A 13,368-nucleotide genomic window follows, 5' to 3' on the forward strand; every position below is an offset into this window, starting at 1 on the left:
CTCTTTAGACTCTTGTACCCCTAAATTTGGCGGGGCCTGTGCCCTGTCATTTGCTTTTCTTGTAAGACAATAGCGTCGCAAGACAACAGTGGAGCTAGTAGATGGCAACTATCAACCAGCTGGTACGTCAGCCGCGTAAGCGTATCGTCGAGAAATCCGACGTACCTGCGCTGCAGAACTGCCCGCAACGTCGCGGTGTGTGCACTCGTGTGTATACCACCACGCCGAAAAAACCTAACTCGGCATTGCGTAAAGTCTGCCGTGTGCGCCTGACCAACGGTTTCGAGGTTTCCTCGTACATCGGTGGTGAAGGTCACAACCTGCAAGAACACAGCGTGGTACTGATCCGTGGCGGTCGTGTAAAAGACTTGCCAGGTGTTCGTTATCACACCGTTCGTGGTTCTTTGGATACTTCCGGCGTTAAAGGTCGTAACCAGGGTCGCTCGAAATACGGTACCAAGAAGCCTAAGTAGTTTTTGGCTTCTGTTTGAAATTGCAGATTTCTATTTTTCTGAGTCGATAAGAGTAAGGTCGGGCGCATCCCTTGCAGGATGGTGGTCCCGAGCTAACCTGAAGACCGTTTGAGGGCTTATCCATGCCAAGAAGACGCGTAGCAGCCAAGCGCGAAGTGCTTGACGATCCAAAATACGGCAGCCAGATTCTGGCCAAGTTCATGAACCACGTAATGGAAAGCGGCAAGAAAGCCGTTGCCGAGCGTATCGTTTATGGCGCGCTGGAAAAGGTTAAAGAACGTAAGAACAGCGACCCCCTGGAAATCTTCGAGAAAGCTCTCGACGCCATCGCTCCGCTGGTCGAAGTAAAGTCGCGCCGTGTAGGCGGTGCTACTTACCAGGTTCCTGTCGAAGTTCGTCCGTCCCGTCGTAATGCTCTGGCAATGCGTTGGCTGGTAGACTTCGCGCGCAAGCGCGGTGAGAAGTCAATGGCACTGCGTTTGGCTGGCGAACTGCTGGACGCCGCCGAAGGTAAAGGTGCTGCGGTCAAGAAGCGTGAAGACGTGCACCGTATGGCTGAGGCCAACAAGGCTTTCTCGCACTACCGCTTCTAATTTCAGCGTCACTAATTTTGCGAGGGCTTTATGGCTCGTACTACTCCGATTGGCCGCTACCGTAACATTGGTATCGTCGCTCACGTGGATGCTGGTAAAACCACCACCACCGAGCGCGTCCTTTTTTACACCGGCAAAAGCCACAAAATGGGCGAGGTGCATGACGGCGCCGCGACCACGGACTGGATGGTTCAGGAGCAGGAGCGTGGTATTACCATTACTTCTGCTGCTATTACTGCCTTCTGGCAGGGTTCCGAGAAGCAACACAAAGATCAATACCGTTTCAACGTTATTGACACCCCGGGCCACGTTGACTTCACCATTGAAGTTGAGCGTTCCCTGCGTGTACTCGACGGCGCGGTCGTTGTGTTCTGCGGTACTTCTGGCGTAGAGCCGCAGTCCGAAACCGTATGGCGTCAAGCCAACAAGTACGGTGTTCCGCGTATCGTTTACGTGAACAAGATGGACCGTGCTGGTGCGAACTTTCTGCGCGTAATCGCTCAGATCAAGCAGCGTCTGGGTCACACCCCGGTGCCGATCCAGCTGGCCATTGGTGCCGAAGACAACTTCCAGGGTCAGATCGATCTGATGTCCATGGAAGCTGTTTACTGGAACGATGCCGACAAGGGTATGGTTCCACGTCGTGAGCCTATCCCTGCTGAACTGCAGGAACTGGCTGACGAGTGGCGCAGCAACATGGTCGAGGCTGCGGCCGAAGCCAGCGAAGAGCTGATGAACAAGTACCTTGAGGGTGAAGAACTCACCAACGAGGAAATCAAGGCCGCTCTGCGTCAGCGTACTATCGCTGGTGAGATCGTTCTTGCTGTTTGCGGTTCTTCCTTCAAGAACAAGGGTGTTCCCCTGGTTCTCGACGCCGTGATCGACTACCTGCCGGCTCCAATCGATATTCCAGCTATCAAGGGTTCCGATCCTGATAACGAAGAAATCCTGATGGAGCGTCATGCAGACGACAACGAGCCGTTCTCGGCTCTGGCGTTCAAGATCGCTACCGACCCATTCGTGGGTACCTTGACTTTCGTCCGCGTTTACTCGGGCGTGTTGGCATCCGGCGACGGCGTGATCAACTCGGTCAAGGGCAAGAAAGAGCGTGTGGGTCGTATGGTGCAGATGCACGCAAACGCCCGCGAAGAGATCAAGGAAGTGCGCGCTGGTGACATCGCGGCCTTGATCGGCATGAAGGACGTCACCACTGGTGAGACCTTGTGCAACGCTGACAAGCCAATCATCCTGGTTCGTATGGACTTCCCGGAGCCGGTTATTTCGGTTGCCGTTGAGCCTAAAACCAAGGATGACCAGGAAAAAATGGGTATCGCACTGGGCAAACTTGCTCAGGAAGACCCGTCTTTCCGCGTCAAGACTGATGAAGAGACTGGTCAAACGATCATCTCTGGCATGGGCGAGCTGCACCTGGACATCCTGGTTGATCGGATGCGCCGTGAGTTCAACGTCGAAGCCAACATCGGCAAGCCTCAGGTTTCCTATCGTGAGCGCATCACGAAGAACTGTGAAATCGAAGGCAAGTTCGTTCGTCAATCCGGCGGTCGTGGCCAGTTCGGCCACTGCTGGATCCGTTTTGCACCTGCTGACGAAGGTCAGGAAGGTCTGCAATTCGTAAACGAAGTGGTAGGTGGTGTTGTTCCCAAGGAATACATCCCGGCTATCCAGAAGGGTATCGAAGAGCAGATGAAGAACGGCGTTGTTGCCGGTTATCCGCTGATCGGCCTGAAGGCTACCGTGTTTGATGGTTCCTACCATGACGTCGACTCGAACGAGATGGCGTTTAAGGTGGCTGCTTCCATGGCGACCAAGCAACTGGCCCAGAAGGGCGGTGGTGAGCTGCTTGAGCCGATCATGGCGGTAGAGGTTGTTACGCCTGAAGACTATATGGGTGACGTGATGGGCGACCTTAACCGCCGTCGCGGCATGATTCTGGGTATGGAAGATACGGTTTCCGGCAAAGTAATTCGTGCCGAGGTTCCGTTGGGTGAGATGTTCGGTTATGCGACCGACGTTCGCTCCATGTCTCAGGGTCGCGCAAGCTACTCTATGGAATTCAAAAAATACAATACAGCTCCGTCGCACATCGTCGAAACTGTAACCAAAAAACAAGGCTGATTCAGCGCCTTTAGGCTAGGAGTTATTTGTCGTGGCTAAAGAAAAATTTGATCGTTCCCTCCCGCACGTCAACGTTGGCACCATTGGTCACGTTGACCACGGTAAAACCACGCTGACCGCTGCTCTGACTCGCGTCTGCTCCGAAGTTTTCGGTTCGGCTGCTGTTGAATTCGACAAGATCGACAGCGCACCGGAAGAAAAAGCTCGTGGTATTACCATCAATACCGCGCACGTCGAATACAAATCGTTGATCCGTCACTACGCTCACGTTGACTGCCCAGGTCACGCTGACTACGTGAAGAACATGATCACTGGTGCTGCCCAGATGGACGGCGCGATTCTGGTTTGTTCGGCCGCTGATGGTCCGATGCCACAAACCCGTGAGCACATCCTGCTGTCCCGTCAGGTTGGCGTTCCGTACATCGTGGTCTTCCTGAACAAGGCTGACCTGGTAGACGACGCTGAGCTGCTGGAACTGGTTGAGATGGAAGTGCGCGATCTGCTGAGCACTTACGACTTCCCAGGCGACGACACTCCGATCATCATCGGTTCTGCTCGTATGGCTCTGGAAGGTAAAGACGACAACGAAATGGGCACCACTGCCGTTCGTAAACTGGTTGAAACACTGGACTCGTACATTCCAGAACCAGTTCGTGTTACCGACAAGCCGTTCCTGATGCCAATCGAAGACGTGTTCTCGATCTCCGGTCGCGGTACTGTTGTGACTGGTCGTATTGAGCGCGGTATCGTCAAGGTTCAGGATCCACTGGAAATCGTTGGTCTGCGTGACACTACCGTCACCACCTGCACCGGTGTTGAAATGTTCCGCAAACTGCTCGACGAAGGTCGTGCTGGCGAGAACTGCGGCGTGCTGCTGCGCGGCACCAAGCGTGACGACGTTGAGCGTGGCCAGGTTCTGGTCAAGCCAGGCAGCGTCAAGCCGCACACTCAGTTCGAAGCTGAAATCTACGTTCTGAGCAAGGAAGAAGGCGGTCGTCACACTCCGTTCTTCAAAGGCTACCGTCCACAGTTCTACTTCCGTACTACCGACGTAACTGGTAGCTGCGAACTGCCGGAAGGCGTAGAAATGGTCATGCCAGGTGATAACGTTAAAGTTTCCGTTACCCTGATCAAGCCAATCGCAATGGAAGATGGTCTGCGTTTCGCAATCCGTGAAGGCGGTCGTACCGTCGGCGCTGGCGTCGTAGCCAAAATCATCGCTTAAGCGTTGAGTCCCAAAAAGAGCCCCCGCACTGCGGGGGCTTTTTTATTGGGTTGACACCTTGTTAGGTCGTCTATAGAATTGCGCCTCCTTTTAACGGGCGTATTGCGCTCGGTGGGAACAGCAATCTGGAGTCTGAATCCAATGCAAAACCAGCAAATCCGTATCAGGTTGAAGGCTTTTGACCATCGCCTGATCGACCAATCAACCCAGGAAATCGTGGAAACCGCGAAACGTACTGGTGCACAGGTGCGTGGTCCGATTCCACTGCCGACTCGTAAAGAGCGGTTCACCGTTCTGGTTTCTCCGCACGTCAACAAAGACGCGCGCGACCAGTATGAGATCCGTACTCACAAGCGTGTTCTGGACATTGTCCAGCCAACGGAAAAAACCGTTGATGCGCTTATGAAGCTTGATCTTGCGGCCGGTGTGGAAGTTCAGATCAGCCTCGGCTAAGACTTGGGTCTTAGTCGTGTAACGCTCTGAAATGGGCGGCCATAGCGGGTGAAAGCCCCGTACACTCATGAGGTTTACAACATGACTATTGGTGTAGTCGGTCGTAAATGCGGTATGACCCGTATTTTCACCGAAGAAGGTGTCTCCATTCCGGTCACGGTCATTGAGATCGAGCCGAATCGCGTCACTCAGTTCAAAACCGAAGAAACCGATGGCTATCGTGCAGTGCAAGTCACTGTCGGCGAGCGTCGCGCTTCGCGTGTTACAGCCGCTCAGGCTGGCCACTTCGCTAAGGCGAACGTTGCCGCCGGTCGTACCGTCATGGAATTCCGTCTTGAAGAAGGCGACTACCAGGCTGGCGATCAGATCAACGCTGAAATCTTCGCCGCTGGTCAACTGGTTGATGTAACGGGTCAGTCCAAGGGTAAAGGCTTCCAGGGTACGATCAAGCGTTGGAATTTCCGTGGTCAAGACAATACCCACGGTAACTCCGTCTCCCACCGCGTCCCAGGCTCTATCGGCCAGTGCCAGACTCCTGGTCGTGTATTCAAGGGCAAAAAAATGTCCGGTCATATGGGCGCTGAGCGCGTGACCGTGCAGTCCCTGGAAGTAGTGCGCGTGGACGCTGAACGCAATCTGTTGTTGGTCAAGGGTGCTGTTCCTGGCGCTACTGGCGGCAACCTGGTTGTACGTCCGGCAGCCAAGGCTCGCGGTTAAGGGGAAGCTGACATGCAATTAAATGTAAATGACGCTCAGGCAATCGAAGTTTCCGAACTGACATTTGGCGGCGAATTCAACGAGACGCTGGTTCACCAGGCAGTCGTGGCCTACATGGCTGGCGGTCGTCAGGGTAGCAAGCAGCAAAAGACCCGTTCAGACGTTCGTGGTGGCGGTAAGCGCCCTTGGCGTCAGAAAGGTACTGGCCGTGCTCGTGCCGGTACTATCCGTAGCCCAATCTGGCGTGGCGGCGGTACCACTTTCGCAGCTCGTCCTCAGGATCACACTCAGAAGCTCAACAAGAAGATGTATCGCGCTGCTCTGCGCTCCATCCTTGCTGAACTGGTTCGTACTGATCGTTTGGTCGTGGTTCAGGACTTCGCTGTTGAAGCACCGAAAACCAAAGATTTGCTGAACAAGCTGACTGGCATGGGCCTGACTGACGTCTTGATCGTGTCTGACGCTGTTGACCAGAATCTGTACCTGGCTGCTCGTAACCTGCCGCACGTTGATGTACGTGACGTTCAAGGTTCCGATCCAGTTAGTCTGATCGCATACGACAAAGTGTTGATCACTGTGTCGGCCGTGAAGAAATTCGAGGAGCTGCTGGGATGAACCAGGAACGCGTATTTAAAGTTCTGCTTGGCCCGCACGTTTCCGAGAAGGCTACGGTTCTTGCAGACAAAAAAGGTCAGTTCGTTTTCAAGGTTGCTACTGACGCAACCAAGCTGGAAATCAAGAAGGCCGTCGAAAGCCTGTTCAGCGTGAAAGTAGAGCGTGTTACTACCCTGAATGTTCTGGGTAAGAGCAAGCGCACTGCTCGCGGTCTGGGCAAGCGTAATGACTGGAAGAAGGCAGTTATCTCCCTTCAGCCAGGCCAAGATCTCGATTTCAGCAGCAGTGCTGAGTAAGGAAGGGGTGCATCATGGCAATCGTTAAATGCAAACCGACTTCCCCTGGCCGCCGTTTTGTGGTCAAGGTGGTCAACCAGGAGCTGCATAAAGGCGCTCCTCACGCACCGCTGCTCGAGAAAAAATCGAAGTCTGGTGGTCGTAACAACAATGGTCGTATTACTACCCGTCATATCGGTGGTGGCCATAAACAGCATTATCGTCTGGTCGACTTCCGTCGCAACGACAAGGATGGCATCGCTGCCACCGTCGAGCGTATCGAATACGATCCAAACCGTACTGCTCACATTGCTCTGCTGCTTTACGCAGACGGCGAGCGCCGCTACATCATCGCCCCTAAAGGCGTGAGTGCTGGCGACCAGCTGATTGCAGGTGCTCTGGCACCAATCAAGCCGGGCAACGCTCTTCAATTGCGCAACATTCCAGTTGGTAGCACCGTACACGGCATCGAACTGAAGCCAGGTAAAGGCGCACAGATCGCTCGCTCCGCTGGTGCCTCGGCACAGCTGATCGCTCGTGAAGGTGTGTACGTGACCCTGCGTCTTCGCTCCGGTGAAATGCGTAAAGTACTGTCTGAGTGCCGTGCAACGCTGGGCGAAGTCTCGAACTCCGAGCACAGCCTTCGTTCGCTGGGTAAAGCGGGTGCCAAACGCTGGCGTGGCGTTCGCCCAACCGTTCGTGGTGTTGCCATGAACCCGGTTGACCACCCACATGGTGGTGGTGAAGGTCGTACCTCTGGTGGTCGTCATCCGGTATCGCCGTGGGGCTTCCCGACTAAGGGCGCGAAGACTCGTGGTAATAAGCGTACCGACAAAATGATCGTCCGTCGTCGCAAGTAAATAGAGGGATACGACAGTGCCACGTTCTCTGAAAAAAGGTCCTTTTATTGATCTTCACCTACTGAAGAAGATCGAAGTGGCGGCGGAAAAGAACGATCGCAAACCAGTTAAGACCTGGTCGCGTCGTTCGATGATCCTGCCACAAATGGTCGGTTTGACCATTGCAGTGCATAACGGTCGCCAGCATGTTCCAGTTCTCGTGAACGAAGACATGGTCGGCCATAAACTAGGCGAGTTTGCCGGTACCCGCACATATCGTGGGCACGTGGCAGACAAGAAAGCCAAGCGTTAAGGGGTAAGGAACGATGGAAGTAGCCGCTAAGTTGTCGGGCGCTCGAATCTCCGCCCAGAAAGCCCGCTTGGTCGCCGACCAGATCCGCGGGAAGAAGGTGGGCGAAGCGCTCAACCTGTTGGCTTTCAGCAGTAAGAAAGCCGCCGAGATCCTGAAGAAAGTGCTGGAGTCGGCTGTAGCCAACGCCGAGCATAACGAAGGCGCAGACGTTGATGACCTCAAGGTCTCCACCGTTTTCGTCAACGAAGGGCGTTCGCTGAAGCGCATCATGCCACGTGCTAAAGGCCGTGCTGATCGCATCGTCAAGCGGTCTTGCCATATCACTGTCAAGGTTGCTGACAAGTAACGGAGTCGAAGAGATGGGTCAGAAAGTACATCCCATTGGCATTCGCCTGGGAATCGTCAAGGAGCACACCTCCGTCTGGTACGCAGACGGTCGGACTTATGCGGACTATTTGTTCGCTGATCTGAAAGTGCGTGAGTACCTCCAAGACAAATTAAAAAGCGCGTCCGTCAGCCGTATCGATATCCATCGTCCGGCTCAGACAGCACGTATCACCATCCACACCGCTCGTCCAGGTATCGTTATCGGGAAGAAAGGTGAAGATGTTGAGAAACTGCGTCAGGACCTGACCAAGCAAATGGGTGTGCCTGTGCACATCAATATCGAAGAGATCCGTAAGCCGGAGCTCGACGGTATGCTGGTTGCGCAGAGCGTAGCTCAGCAGCTGGAGCGTCGCGTAATGTTCCGTCGCGCTATGAAGCGCGCTGTTCAGAACGCCATGCGCATTGGTGCCAAAGGCATCAAAATCCAAGTGAGCGGTCGTCTCGGCGGTGCTGAAATCGCACGTACTGAATGGTATCGCGAAGGTCGTGTGCCATTGCACACCCTGCGTGCCGACATCGACTATGCCAACTACGAAGCTCACACCACTTACGGTGTGATCGGTGTAAAGGTTTGGATCTTCAAAGGCGAAGTAATTGGTGGTCGCCAAGAAGAACTGAAACCACAAGCACCAGCGCCTCGTAAAAAAGCTGCTAAGTAAGGGGTACGCCAAATGTTGCAACCAAAGCGTACGAAGTTCCGCAAGCAGATGACCGGCCACAACCGTGGTCTGGCACTGCGCGGTAGCAAAGTCAGCTTCGGCGAGTTCGCGCTGAAGTCTGTTGCTCGTGGTCGTCTCACCGCTCGTCAGATCGAGTCAGCGCGTCGTGCTCTGACCCGTCACGTTAAACGTGGCGGCAAGATCTGGATCCGTGTGTTCCCGGACAAGCCTGTAACCAAAAAGCCACTCGAAGTTCGGATGGGTAAAGGTAAGGGTAACGTGGAGTACTGGGTTGCCCAGATTCAGCCAGGCAAAGTCCTGTATGAAATCGAGGGTGTTACTGAAGAGCTGGCGCGTGAGGCTTTCGCCCTGGCTGCTGCAAAGCTGCCGCTCGCCACCTCCTTTGTTAAGCGGACGGTGATGTGATGAAAGCGAATGAACTTCGTGAAAAATCAGCACAGCAGCTGAACGAGCAACTGCTCGGCCTGCTGCGCGACCAGTTCAATCTGCGTATGCAGAAAGCAACTGGCCAGTTGGGGCAGTCTCATCTGCTCTCGCAAGTTAAGCGTGACATCGCTCGCGTGAAAACTGTGCTCAACCAGCAGGCAGGTAAGTAATCATGGCTGAAGCCGAAAAAACTGTCCGTACGCTGACTGGCCGTGTTGTCAGCGACAAGATGGACAAGACCATCACCGTTCTGATCGAGCGTCGCGTAAAGCACCCGATCTACGGTAAATACGTTAAGCGTTCGACTAAGCTGCACGCACACGACGAAACCAATCAATGCCATATCGGCGACAAGGTCACTATTCGTGAAACTCGTCCGGTAGCCAAGACCAAGTCTTGGGCGTTGGTTGATATCCTCGAACGCGCTGTGGAAGTCTAAGGGCTAGGGGTCGGAGAAATTATATGATTCAGACTCAATCCATGCTCGATGTGGCCGATAACAGCGGCGCACGCCGCGTTATGTGCATCAAGGTGCTGGGTGGCTCCCATCGTCGTTACGCTGGTATCGGTGACATCATCAAAGTAACCGTCAAGGAAGCAATTCCTCGCGGCAAGGTGAAGAAAGGCCAGGTGATGACTGCAGTTGTAGTCCGCACTCGCCACGGTGTTCGTCGTGCAGACGGCTCCATCATCCGCTTCGATGGCAACGCTGCTGTTCTGTTGAACAACAAGCAAGAGCCGATCGGTACCCGTATCTTTGGGCCAGTGACCCGTGAACTTCGTACTGAGAAGTTCATGAAGATCGTCTCGCTCGCCCCAGAAGTGCTCTAAGGAGATCCGACATGCAAAAGATTCGTCGTGACGACGAGATCATCGTGATCGCCGGCAAAGACAAAGGTAAGCGCGGTAAGGTGCTCAAGGTTCTCGCTGACGACCGTTTGGTCGTTGGTGGGATCAACCTGGTGAAGCGTCATACCAAGCCAAACCCGATGTCGGGCGTACAGGGCGGTATCGTCGAGAAAGAAGCGCCAATGCACGCTTCTAACGTCGCCATTTTCAACGGCGCAACCAACAAGGCTGACCGCGTTGGTTTCAAAGTTGAAGACGGCAAGAAAATTCGTGTCTTCAAGTCGACCCAAAAAGCGGTTGATGCTTGAACACTGCTAGGTAGAAGACCATGGCACGACTAAAAGAGATTTACCGGAAGGAAATCGCTCCGAAACTTAAGGAAGAACTTAAGCTTTCGAACGTGATGGAAGTTCCGCGCGTTACCAAAATCACCCTGAACATGGGTCTGGGCGAAGCGATCGGCGACAAAAAAGTCATCGAGCACGCTGTTGCTGACCTGGAAAAGATCACCGGTCAAAAAGTCGTTGTGACTTACGCTCGGAAATCCATCGCTGGCTTTAAAGTCCGTGAAGGTTGGCCGATCGGCGTCAAAGTGACTCTGCGCCGCGATCGTATGTACGAATTCCTGGATCGTCTGCTGTCGATCTCCCTGCCTCGGGTTCGCGACTTCCGCGGCCTGAATGCCAAGTCCTTCGATGGTCGTGGTAACTACAGCATGGGCGTAAAAGAGCAGATCATCTTCCCGGAAATCGACTACGACAAGATCGATGCTCTCCGCGGTCTGGACATTACCCTGACCACCACTGCCAAGAACGATGATGAAGGTCGCGCATTGCTGCGTGCTTTCAAATTCCCGTTCCGCAACTGATTGGAGTAGGAAAATGGCCAAGAAGAGCATGAAAAACCGTGAGCTGAAGCGTCAGCTCACCGTTGCCAAGTACGCCAAGAAGCGTGCAGAGCTGAAAGCAATCATCGTTGATCTGAACGCAAGTCCAGAAGCACGTTGGGAAGCTACCGTAGCCCTGCAGAAGCAACCACGTGACGCAAGCGCTGCGCGCATGCGTAACCGTTGCCGCATCACTGGTCGTCCACACGGCGTTTATCGCAAGTTCGGCCTTGGCCGTAACAAGCTGCGTGAAGCAGCTATGCGTGGCGACGTTCCAGGTCTGGTCAAAGCCAGCTGGTAAGGCGACACCTCTCGCGCCCTCCCGCCGGCTACGCAAGTCACCGGTCGGGATGGCGCCTGAATTTGAATCAAGCCCCTTTTGGGGCTTGATTCATTTCCGGCGTAGGACTAGAATTGCCGGCTCGCCTGAGCCCGTGTTTTTACTTGCCCGGAAGTTCTCGGCGATCAAGCTGTAGCCGCAAGGCTAATTATTTTGTTTTAGGAGCGTCTAGCCCATGAGTATGCAGGACCCGTTAGCGGACATGCTAACTCGTATCCGTAATGCCCAGATGGCTGAAAAGCCCGTCGTAAGCATGCCATCTTCCACGTTGAAGGTTGCTGTAGCAAAAGTCCTGAAGGACGAAGGCTACATTGCGGGTTATCAGATCAGCAGCGAAGTTAAATCCTCGCTGTCCATCGAGCTTAAGTACTTCGAAGGCCGTCCGGTCATCGAAGAGGTTAAGCGCGTCAGCCGTCCAGGCTTGCGTCAGTACAAGTCCTCCGATGATCTGCCGAAAGTTCGTGGCGGTCTTGGTGTGTCTATCGTCTCCACCAGTAAAGGTGTGATGACGGATCGTGCTGCGCGCGCTGCCGGTGTCGGTGGCGAAGTGCTTTGCACTGTGTTCTAAGGGGGGATAAGCATGTCACGCGTCGCTAAGAACCCCGTTAAGCTGCCATCCGGCGTCGAAGTCAAACTCGTCGGCCAGCTGCTTTCGGTGAAGGGTGCCAAGGGCACTCTAGAACTGAACATCCATTCGTCCGTTGAGATTGTTGAAGAAGCTGGTGAGCTGCGTTTCGCTGCTCGCAATGGCGATCAACAAACCCGCGCAATGGCAGGCACCACTCGTGCACTGGTAAACAACATGGTCCAAGGCGTAAGCCAAGGCTTCGAGCGCAAGCTCCAGCTGGTCGGTGTTGGTTACAAGGCGCAAGCAAAAGGCACGGTACTGAACCTTGCACTTGGCTTCTCGCACCCAGTGGACTACGAATTGCCGAATGGCATCACCGCTGAGACCCCCAGCCAGACCGATATCCTGATTCGCGGTATCGATAAGCAGTTGGTTGGTCAAGTGGCCGCTGAGATCCGCGACTTCCGCCGTCCTGAGCCTTACAAAGGCAAAGGTGTGCGTTACGCAGACGAAGTCGTCCGCCGTAAAGAAGCCAAGAAGAAGTAGGGCATAGCAAATGACCGTCAAAAAAGTTACCCGACTGCGTCGCGCTCGCAAAGCACGCCTGAAAATGCACGAGCTTGAAGTCGTGCGTCTCTGCGTGCACCGCTCTTCGCAGCACATTTATGCCCAGGTCATCTCGGCCGACGGCAGCAAAGTCCTGGCAAGCGCCTCGACTTTGGACAAAGAACTGCGTGATGGCGCCACTGGCAACATCGACGCGGCCACTAAGGTTGGCAAGCTGGTCGCCGAGCGCGCGAAAGCCGCGGGTGTATCGCAAGTCGCTTTCGACCGTTCTGGCTTCAAGTACCACGGCCGTGTCAAAGCGCTGGCTGATGCTGCTCGTGAAGGCGGGCTGGAGTTCTAAGTTATGTCAAATCACGACCAAAAACGCGACGAAGGCTACATCGAGAAGCTGGTTCAAGTTAACCGCGTGGCCAAAACCGTAAAAGGCGGCCGTATCTTCACTTTCACTGCGTTGACCGTAGTGGGTGATGGTAAAGGGCGCGTTGGCTTCGGCCGTGGCAAGTCACGTGAAGTGCCTGCTGCGATCCAGAAAGCGATGGAAGCTGCTCGCCGCAACATGATTCAGGTTGATCTGAACGGCACTACCCTGCAGTACGCAATGAAGTCTGCTCATGGCGCCTCCAAGGTGTACATGCAGCCTGCTTCTGAAGGTACCGGTATCATCGCTGGCGGCGCAATGCGCGCAGTGCTGGAAGTTGCTGGTGTCCAGAACGTATTGGCCAAGTGCTACGGTTCTACTAATCCGGTAAACGTGGTTCACGCTACGTTCAAGGGTTTGAAGGGCATGCAGTCTCCTGAGTCGATCGCTGCCAAACGTGGCAAGCGTGTTGAGGAGATCATCTGATCATGGCTACCGTTAAAGTAACGCTGATCAAAAGCATGACCGGCCGCATCCCTAATCACAGATTGTGCATTAAGGGTTTGGGTCTGCGTCGCATCGGTCACACTGTAGAAGTCCTAGATACTCCCGAAAATCGCGGGATGATCAACAAGGCTTACTACATGCTGCGAGTCGAGGGTTAATCG

General features: G+C 54.3%; 24 protein-coding genes. All 24 read left to right on the forward strand.

Annotated features, from left to right (window positions below; translation table 11 throughout):
- Window positions 1–101 precede the first annotated feature (101 nt).
- The 24 genes from rpsL to rpmD all read left to right on the forward strand — a co-directional run bounded on the left by rpsL (window position 102) and on the right by rpmD (window position 13,365).
- Complete coding sequence (gene rpsL / locus JOE34_RS09140; RefSeq protein WP_002555494.1) at window positions 102–473, forward strand: 30S ribosomal protein S12; 372 nt, start codon at window positions 102–104, stop codon at window positions 471–473.
- A 122-nt stretch (window positions 474–595) separates the two neighbouring features.
- Complete coding sequence (gene rpsG, locus JOE34_RS09145) at window positions 596–1,066, forward strand: 30S ribosomal protein S7 (RefSeq protein WP_002555493.1); 471 nt, start codon at window positions 596–598, stop codon at window positions 1,064–1,066.
- A 30-nt stretch (window positions 1,067–1,096) separates the two neighbouring features.
- Window positions 1,097–3,202, forward strand: coding sequence for an elongation factor G (gene fusA, locus JOE34_RS09150; RefSeq protein WP_003317109.1), 2,106 nt, complete (start codon window positions 1,097–1,099; stop codon window positions 3,200–3,202).
- Between the two features lie 31 nt (window positions 3,203–3,233).
- A complete protein-coding gene (gene tuf / locus JOE34_RS09155; RefSeq protein ID WP_003344210.1) occupies window positions 3,234–4,427 on the forward strand; it encodes an elongation factor Tu in 1,194 nt (397 codons plus the stop codon).
- 141 nt (window positions 4,428–4,568) lie between these two features.
- The gene (rpsJ, locus tag JOE34_RS09160) at window positions 4,569–4,880 is read left to right on the forward strand and encodes a 30S ribosomal protein S10 (RefSeq protein WP_002555491.1); all 312 of its coding nucleotides are present in this window, start codon (window positions 4,569–4,571) and stop codon (window positions 4,878–4,880) included.
- An 81-nt stretch (window positions 4,881–4,961) separates the two neighbouring features.
- Window positions 4,962–5,597 (forward strand): 50S ribosomal protein L3, encoded by a 636-nt coding sequence (gene rplC, locus JOE34_RS09165; RefSeq protein WP_002555490.1) that lies wholly within the window; start codon window positions 4,962–4,964, stop codon window positions 5,595–5,597.
- A 12-nt stretch (window positions 5,598–5,609) separates the two neighbouring features.
- Window positions 5,610–6,212 carry a 50S ribosomal protein L4 gene (rplD, locus tag JOE34_RS09170; protein ID WP_002555489.1) on the forward strand — a complete coding sequence of 201 codons (603 nt, stop codon included), beginning with the start codon at window positions 5,610–5,612 and terminating at the stop codon, window positions 6,210–6,212.
- Window positions 6,209–6,508: a 50S ribosomal protein L23 gene (gene rplW / locus JOE34_RS09175; RefSeq protein WP_002555488.1), complete on the forward strand. Its 300-nt coding sequence runs from the start codon at window positions 6,209–6,211 to the stop codon at window positions 6,506–6,508. Before rplD ends, rplW begins: the two co-directional genes overlap by 4 nt.
- A gap of 14 nt (window positions 6,509–6,522) precedes the next feature.
- Window positions 6,523–7,347 carry a 50S ribosomal protein L2 gene (rplB, locus tag JOE34_RS09180; protein WP_003317104.1) on the forward strand — a complete coding sequence of 275 codons (825 nt, stop codon included), beginning with the start codon at window positions 6,523–6,525 and terminating at the stop codon, window positions 7,345–7,347.
- A 16-nt stretch (window positions 7,348–7,363) separates the two neighbouring features.
- On the forward strand, window positions 7,364–7,639 hold the full coding sequence (gene rpsS, locus JOE34_RS09185; protein ID WP_002555486.1) for a 30S ribosomal protein S19: 276 nt from the start codon (window positions 7,364–7,366) through the stop codon (window positions 7,637–7,639).
- 13 nt (window positions 7,640–7,652) lie between these two features.
- Entirely contained in the window at window positions 7,653–7,985 is a 333-nt protein-coding gene (rplV, locus tag JOE34_RS09190) for a 50S ribosomal protein L22 (protein WP_002555485.1), read from the forward strand.
- A 13-nt stretch (window positions 7,986–7,998) separates the two neighbouring features.
- Window positions 7,999–8,685, forward strand: a complete 687-nt coding sequence (gene rpsC, locus JOE34_RS09195; RefSeq protein WP_003176422.1) for a 30S ribosomal protein S3 — start codon at window positions 7,999–8,001, stop codon at window positions 8,683–8,685.
- A gap of 12 nt (window positions 8,686–8,697) precedes the next feature.
- The gene (gene rplP / locus JOE34_RS09200; RefSeq protein ID WP_002555482.1) at window positions 8,698–9,111 is read left to right on the forward strand and encodes a 50S ribosomal protein L16; all 414 of its coding nucleotides are present in this window, start codon (window positions 8,698–8,700) and stop codon (window positions 9,109–9,111) included.
- The gene (gene rpmC, locus JOE34_RS09205) at window positions 9,111–9,302 is read left to right on the forward strand and encodes a 50S ribosomal protein L29 (RefSeq protein WP_002555481.1); all 192 of its coding nucleotides are present in this window, start codon (window positions 9,111–9,113) and stop codon (window positions 9,300–9,302) included. The genes rplP and rpmC overlap by 1 nt, the downstream gene beginning before the upstream one ends.
- Window positions 9,303–9,304: 2 nt before the next feature.
- Complete coding sequence (rpsQ, locus tag JOE34_RS09210; RefSeq protein WP_002555480.1) at window positions 9,305–9,571, forward strand: 30S ribosomal protein S17; 267 nt, start codon at window positions 9,305–9,307, stop codon at window positions 9,569–9,571.
- Window positions 9,572–9,594: 23 nt separating this feature from the next.
- Complete coding sequence (rplN, locus tag JOE34_RS09215; RefSeq protein WP_002555479.1) at window positions 9,595–9,963, forward strand: 50S ribosomal protein L14; 369 nt, start codon at window positions 9,595–9,597, stop codon at window positions 9,961–9,963.
- An 11-nt stretch (window positions 9,964–9,974) separates the two neighbouring features.
- The gene (gene rplX / locus JOE34_RS09220; protein WP_003317102.1) at window positions 9,975–10,289 is read left to right on the forward strand and encodes a 50S ribosomal protein L24; all 315 of its coding nucleotides are present in this window, start codon (window positions 9,975–9,977) and stop codon (window positions 10,287–10,289) included.
- 20 nt (window positions 10,290–10,309) lie between these two features.
- Window positions 10,310–10,849 (forward strand): 50S ribosomal protein L5, encoded by a 540-nt coding sequence (rplE, locus tag JOE34_RS09225; protein ID WP_002555477.1) that lies wholly within the window; start codon window positions 10,310–10,312, stop codon window positions 10,847–10,849.
- A gap of 13 nt (window positions 10,850–10,862) precedes the next feature.
- Complete coding sequence (gene rpsN, locus JOE34_RS09230) at window positions 10,863–11,168, forward strand: 30S ribosomal protein S14 (RefSeq protein ID WP_002555476.1); 306 nt, start codon at window positions 10,863–10,865, stop codon at window positions 11,166–11,168.
- Window positions 11,169–11,382: 214 nt separating this feature from the next.
- On the forward strand, window positions 11,383–11,775 hold the full coding sequence (rpsH, locus tag JOE34_RS09235) for a 30S ribosomal protein S8 (protein ID WP_002555475.1): 393 nt from the start codon (window positions 11,383–11,385) through the stop codon (window positions 11,773–11,775).
- Between the two features lie 12 nt (window positions 11,776–11,787).
- Window positions 11,788–12,321 carry a 50S ribosomal protein L6 gene (gene rplF, locus JOE34_RS09240; RefSeq protein WP_002555474.1) on the forward strand — a complete coding sequence of 178 codons (534 nt, stop codon included), beginning with the start codon at window positions 11,788–11,790 and terminating at the stop codon, window positions 12,319–12,321.
- Window positions 12,322–12,331: 10 nt separating this feature from the next.
- Complete coding sequence (gene rplR, locus JOE34_RS09245) at window positions 12,332–12,682, forward strand: 50S ribosomal protein L18 (RefSeq protein WP_002555473.1); 351 nt, start codon at window positions 12,332–12,334, stop codon at window positions 12,680–12,682.
- A gap of 3 nt (window positions 12,683–12,685) precedes the next feature.
- A complete protein-coding gene (gene rpsE / locus JOE34_RS09250; protein WP_003317099.1) occupies window positions 12,686–13,186 on the forward strand; it encodes a 30S ribosomal protein S5 in 501 nt (166 codons plus the stop codon).
- A 2-nt stretch (window positions 13,187–13,188) separates the two neighbouring features.
- Entirely contained in the window at window positions 13,189–13,365 is a 177-nt protein-coding gene (gene rpmD / locus JOE34_RS09255; RefSeq protein ID WP_002555471.1) for a 50S ribosomal protein L30, read from the forward strand.
- The last annotated feature ends 3 nt before the right edge of the window (window positions 13,366–13,368 follow it).

Source organism: Pseudomonas sp. PvP028, assembly GCF_017832255.1.
Lineage (GTDB): Bacteria > Pseudomonadota > Gammaproteobacteria > Pseudomonadales > Pseudomonadaceae > Aquipseudomonas > Aquipseudomonas syringae.

What these genes read in the sequence shown, in the direction of transcription:
- rplE (WP_002555477.1), top strand. Translation starts at nt 10,310, where the DNA reads ATGGCACGACTAAAAGAGATTTACCGGAAGGAAATCGCTCCGAAACTT.
- rpsC (WP_003176422.1), top strand. Translation starts at nt 7,999, where the DNA reads ATGGGTCAGAAAGTACATCCCATTGGCATTCGCCTGGGAATCGTCAAG.
- rpmD (WP_002555471.1), top strand. Translation starts at nt 13,189, where the DNA reads ATGGCTACCGTTAAAGTAACGCTGATCAAAAGCATGACCGGCCGCATC.
- rplF (WP_002555474.1), top strand. Translation starts at nt 11,788, where the DNA reads ATGTCACGCGTCGCTAAGAACCCCGTTAAGCTGCCATCCGGCGTCGAA.
- rpsH (WP_002555475.1), top strand. Translation starts at nt 11,383, where the DNA reads ATGAGTATGCAGGACCCGTTAGCGGACATGCTAACTCGTATCCGTAAT.
- rpmC (WP_002555481.1), top strand. Translation starts at nt 9,111, where the DNA reads ATGAAAGCGAATGAACTTCGTGAAAAATCAGCACAGCAGCTGAACGAG.
- rplB (WP_003317104.1), top strand. Translation starts at nt 6,523, where the DNA reads ATGGCAATCGTTAAATGCAAACCGACTTCCCCTGGCCGCCGTTTTGTG.
- rpsN (WP_002555476.1), top strand. Translation starts at nt 10,863, where the DNA reads ATGGCCAAGAAGAGCATGAAAAACCGTGAGCTGAAGCGTCAGCTCACC.
- rplW (WP_002555488.1), top strand. Translation starts at nt 6,209, where the DNA reads ATGAACCAGGAACGCGTATTTAAAGTTCTGCTTGGCCCGCACGTTTCC.
- rpsQ (WP_002555480.1), top strand. Translation starts at nt 9,305, where the DNA reads ATGGCTGAAGCCGAAAAAACTGTCCGTACGCTGACTGGCCGTGTTGTC.
- fusA (WP_003317109.1), top strand. Translation starts at nt 1,097, where the DNA reads ATGGCTCGTACTACTCCGATTGGCCGCTACCGTAACATTGGTATCGTC.
- rpsG (WP_002555493.1), top strand. Translation starts at nt 596, where the DNA reads ATGCCAAGAAGACGCGTAGCAGCCAAGCGCGAAGTGCTTGACGATCCA.
- rpsJ (WP_002555491.1), top strand. Translation starts at nt 4,569, where the DNA reads ATGCAAAACCAGCAAATCCGTATCAGGTTGAAGGCTTTTGACCATCGC.
- rplX (WP_003317102.1), top strand. Translation starts at nt 9,975, where the DNA reads ATGCAAAAGATTCGTCGTGACGACGAGATCATCGTGATCGCCGGCAAA.
- rplC (WP_002555490.1), top strand. Translation starts at nt 4,962, where the DNA reads ATGACTATTGGTGTAGTCGGTCGTAAATGCGGTATGACCCGTATTTTC.
- rpsE (WP_003317099.1), top strand. Translation starts at nt 12,686, where the DNA reads ATGTCAAATCACGACCAAAAACGCGACGAAGGCTACATCGAGAAGCTG.
- rpsL (WP_002555494.1), top strand. Translation starts at nt 102, where the DNA reads ATGGCAACTATCAACCAGCTGGTACGTCAGCCGCGTAAGCGTATCGTC.
- rplP (WP_002555482.1), top strand. Translation starts at nt 8,698, where the DNA reads ATGTTGCAACCAAAGCGTACGAAGTTCCGCAAGCAGATGACCGGCCAC.
- rplN (WP_002555479.1), top strand. Translation starts at nt 9,595, where the DNA reads ATGATTCAGACTCAATCCATGCTCGATGTGGCCGATAACAGCGGCGCA.
- rplD (WP_002555489.1), top strand. Translation starts at nt 5,610, where the DNA reads ATGCAATTAAATGTAAATGACGCTCAGGCAATCGAAGTTTCCGAACTG.
- rplV (WP_002555485.1), top strand. Translation starts at nt 7,653, where the DNA reads ATGGAAGTAGCCGCTAAGTTGTCGGGCGCTCGAATCTCCGCCCAGAAA.
- rplR (WP_002555473.1), top strand. Translation starts at nt 12,332, where the DNA reads ATGACCGTCAAAAAAGTTACCCGACTGCGTCGCGCTCGCAAAGCACGC.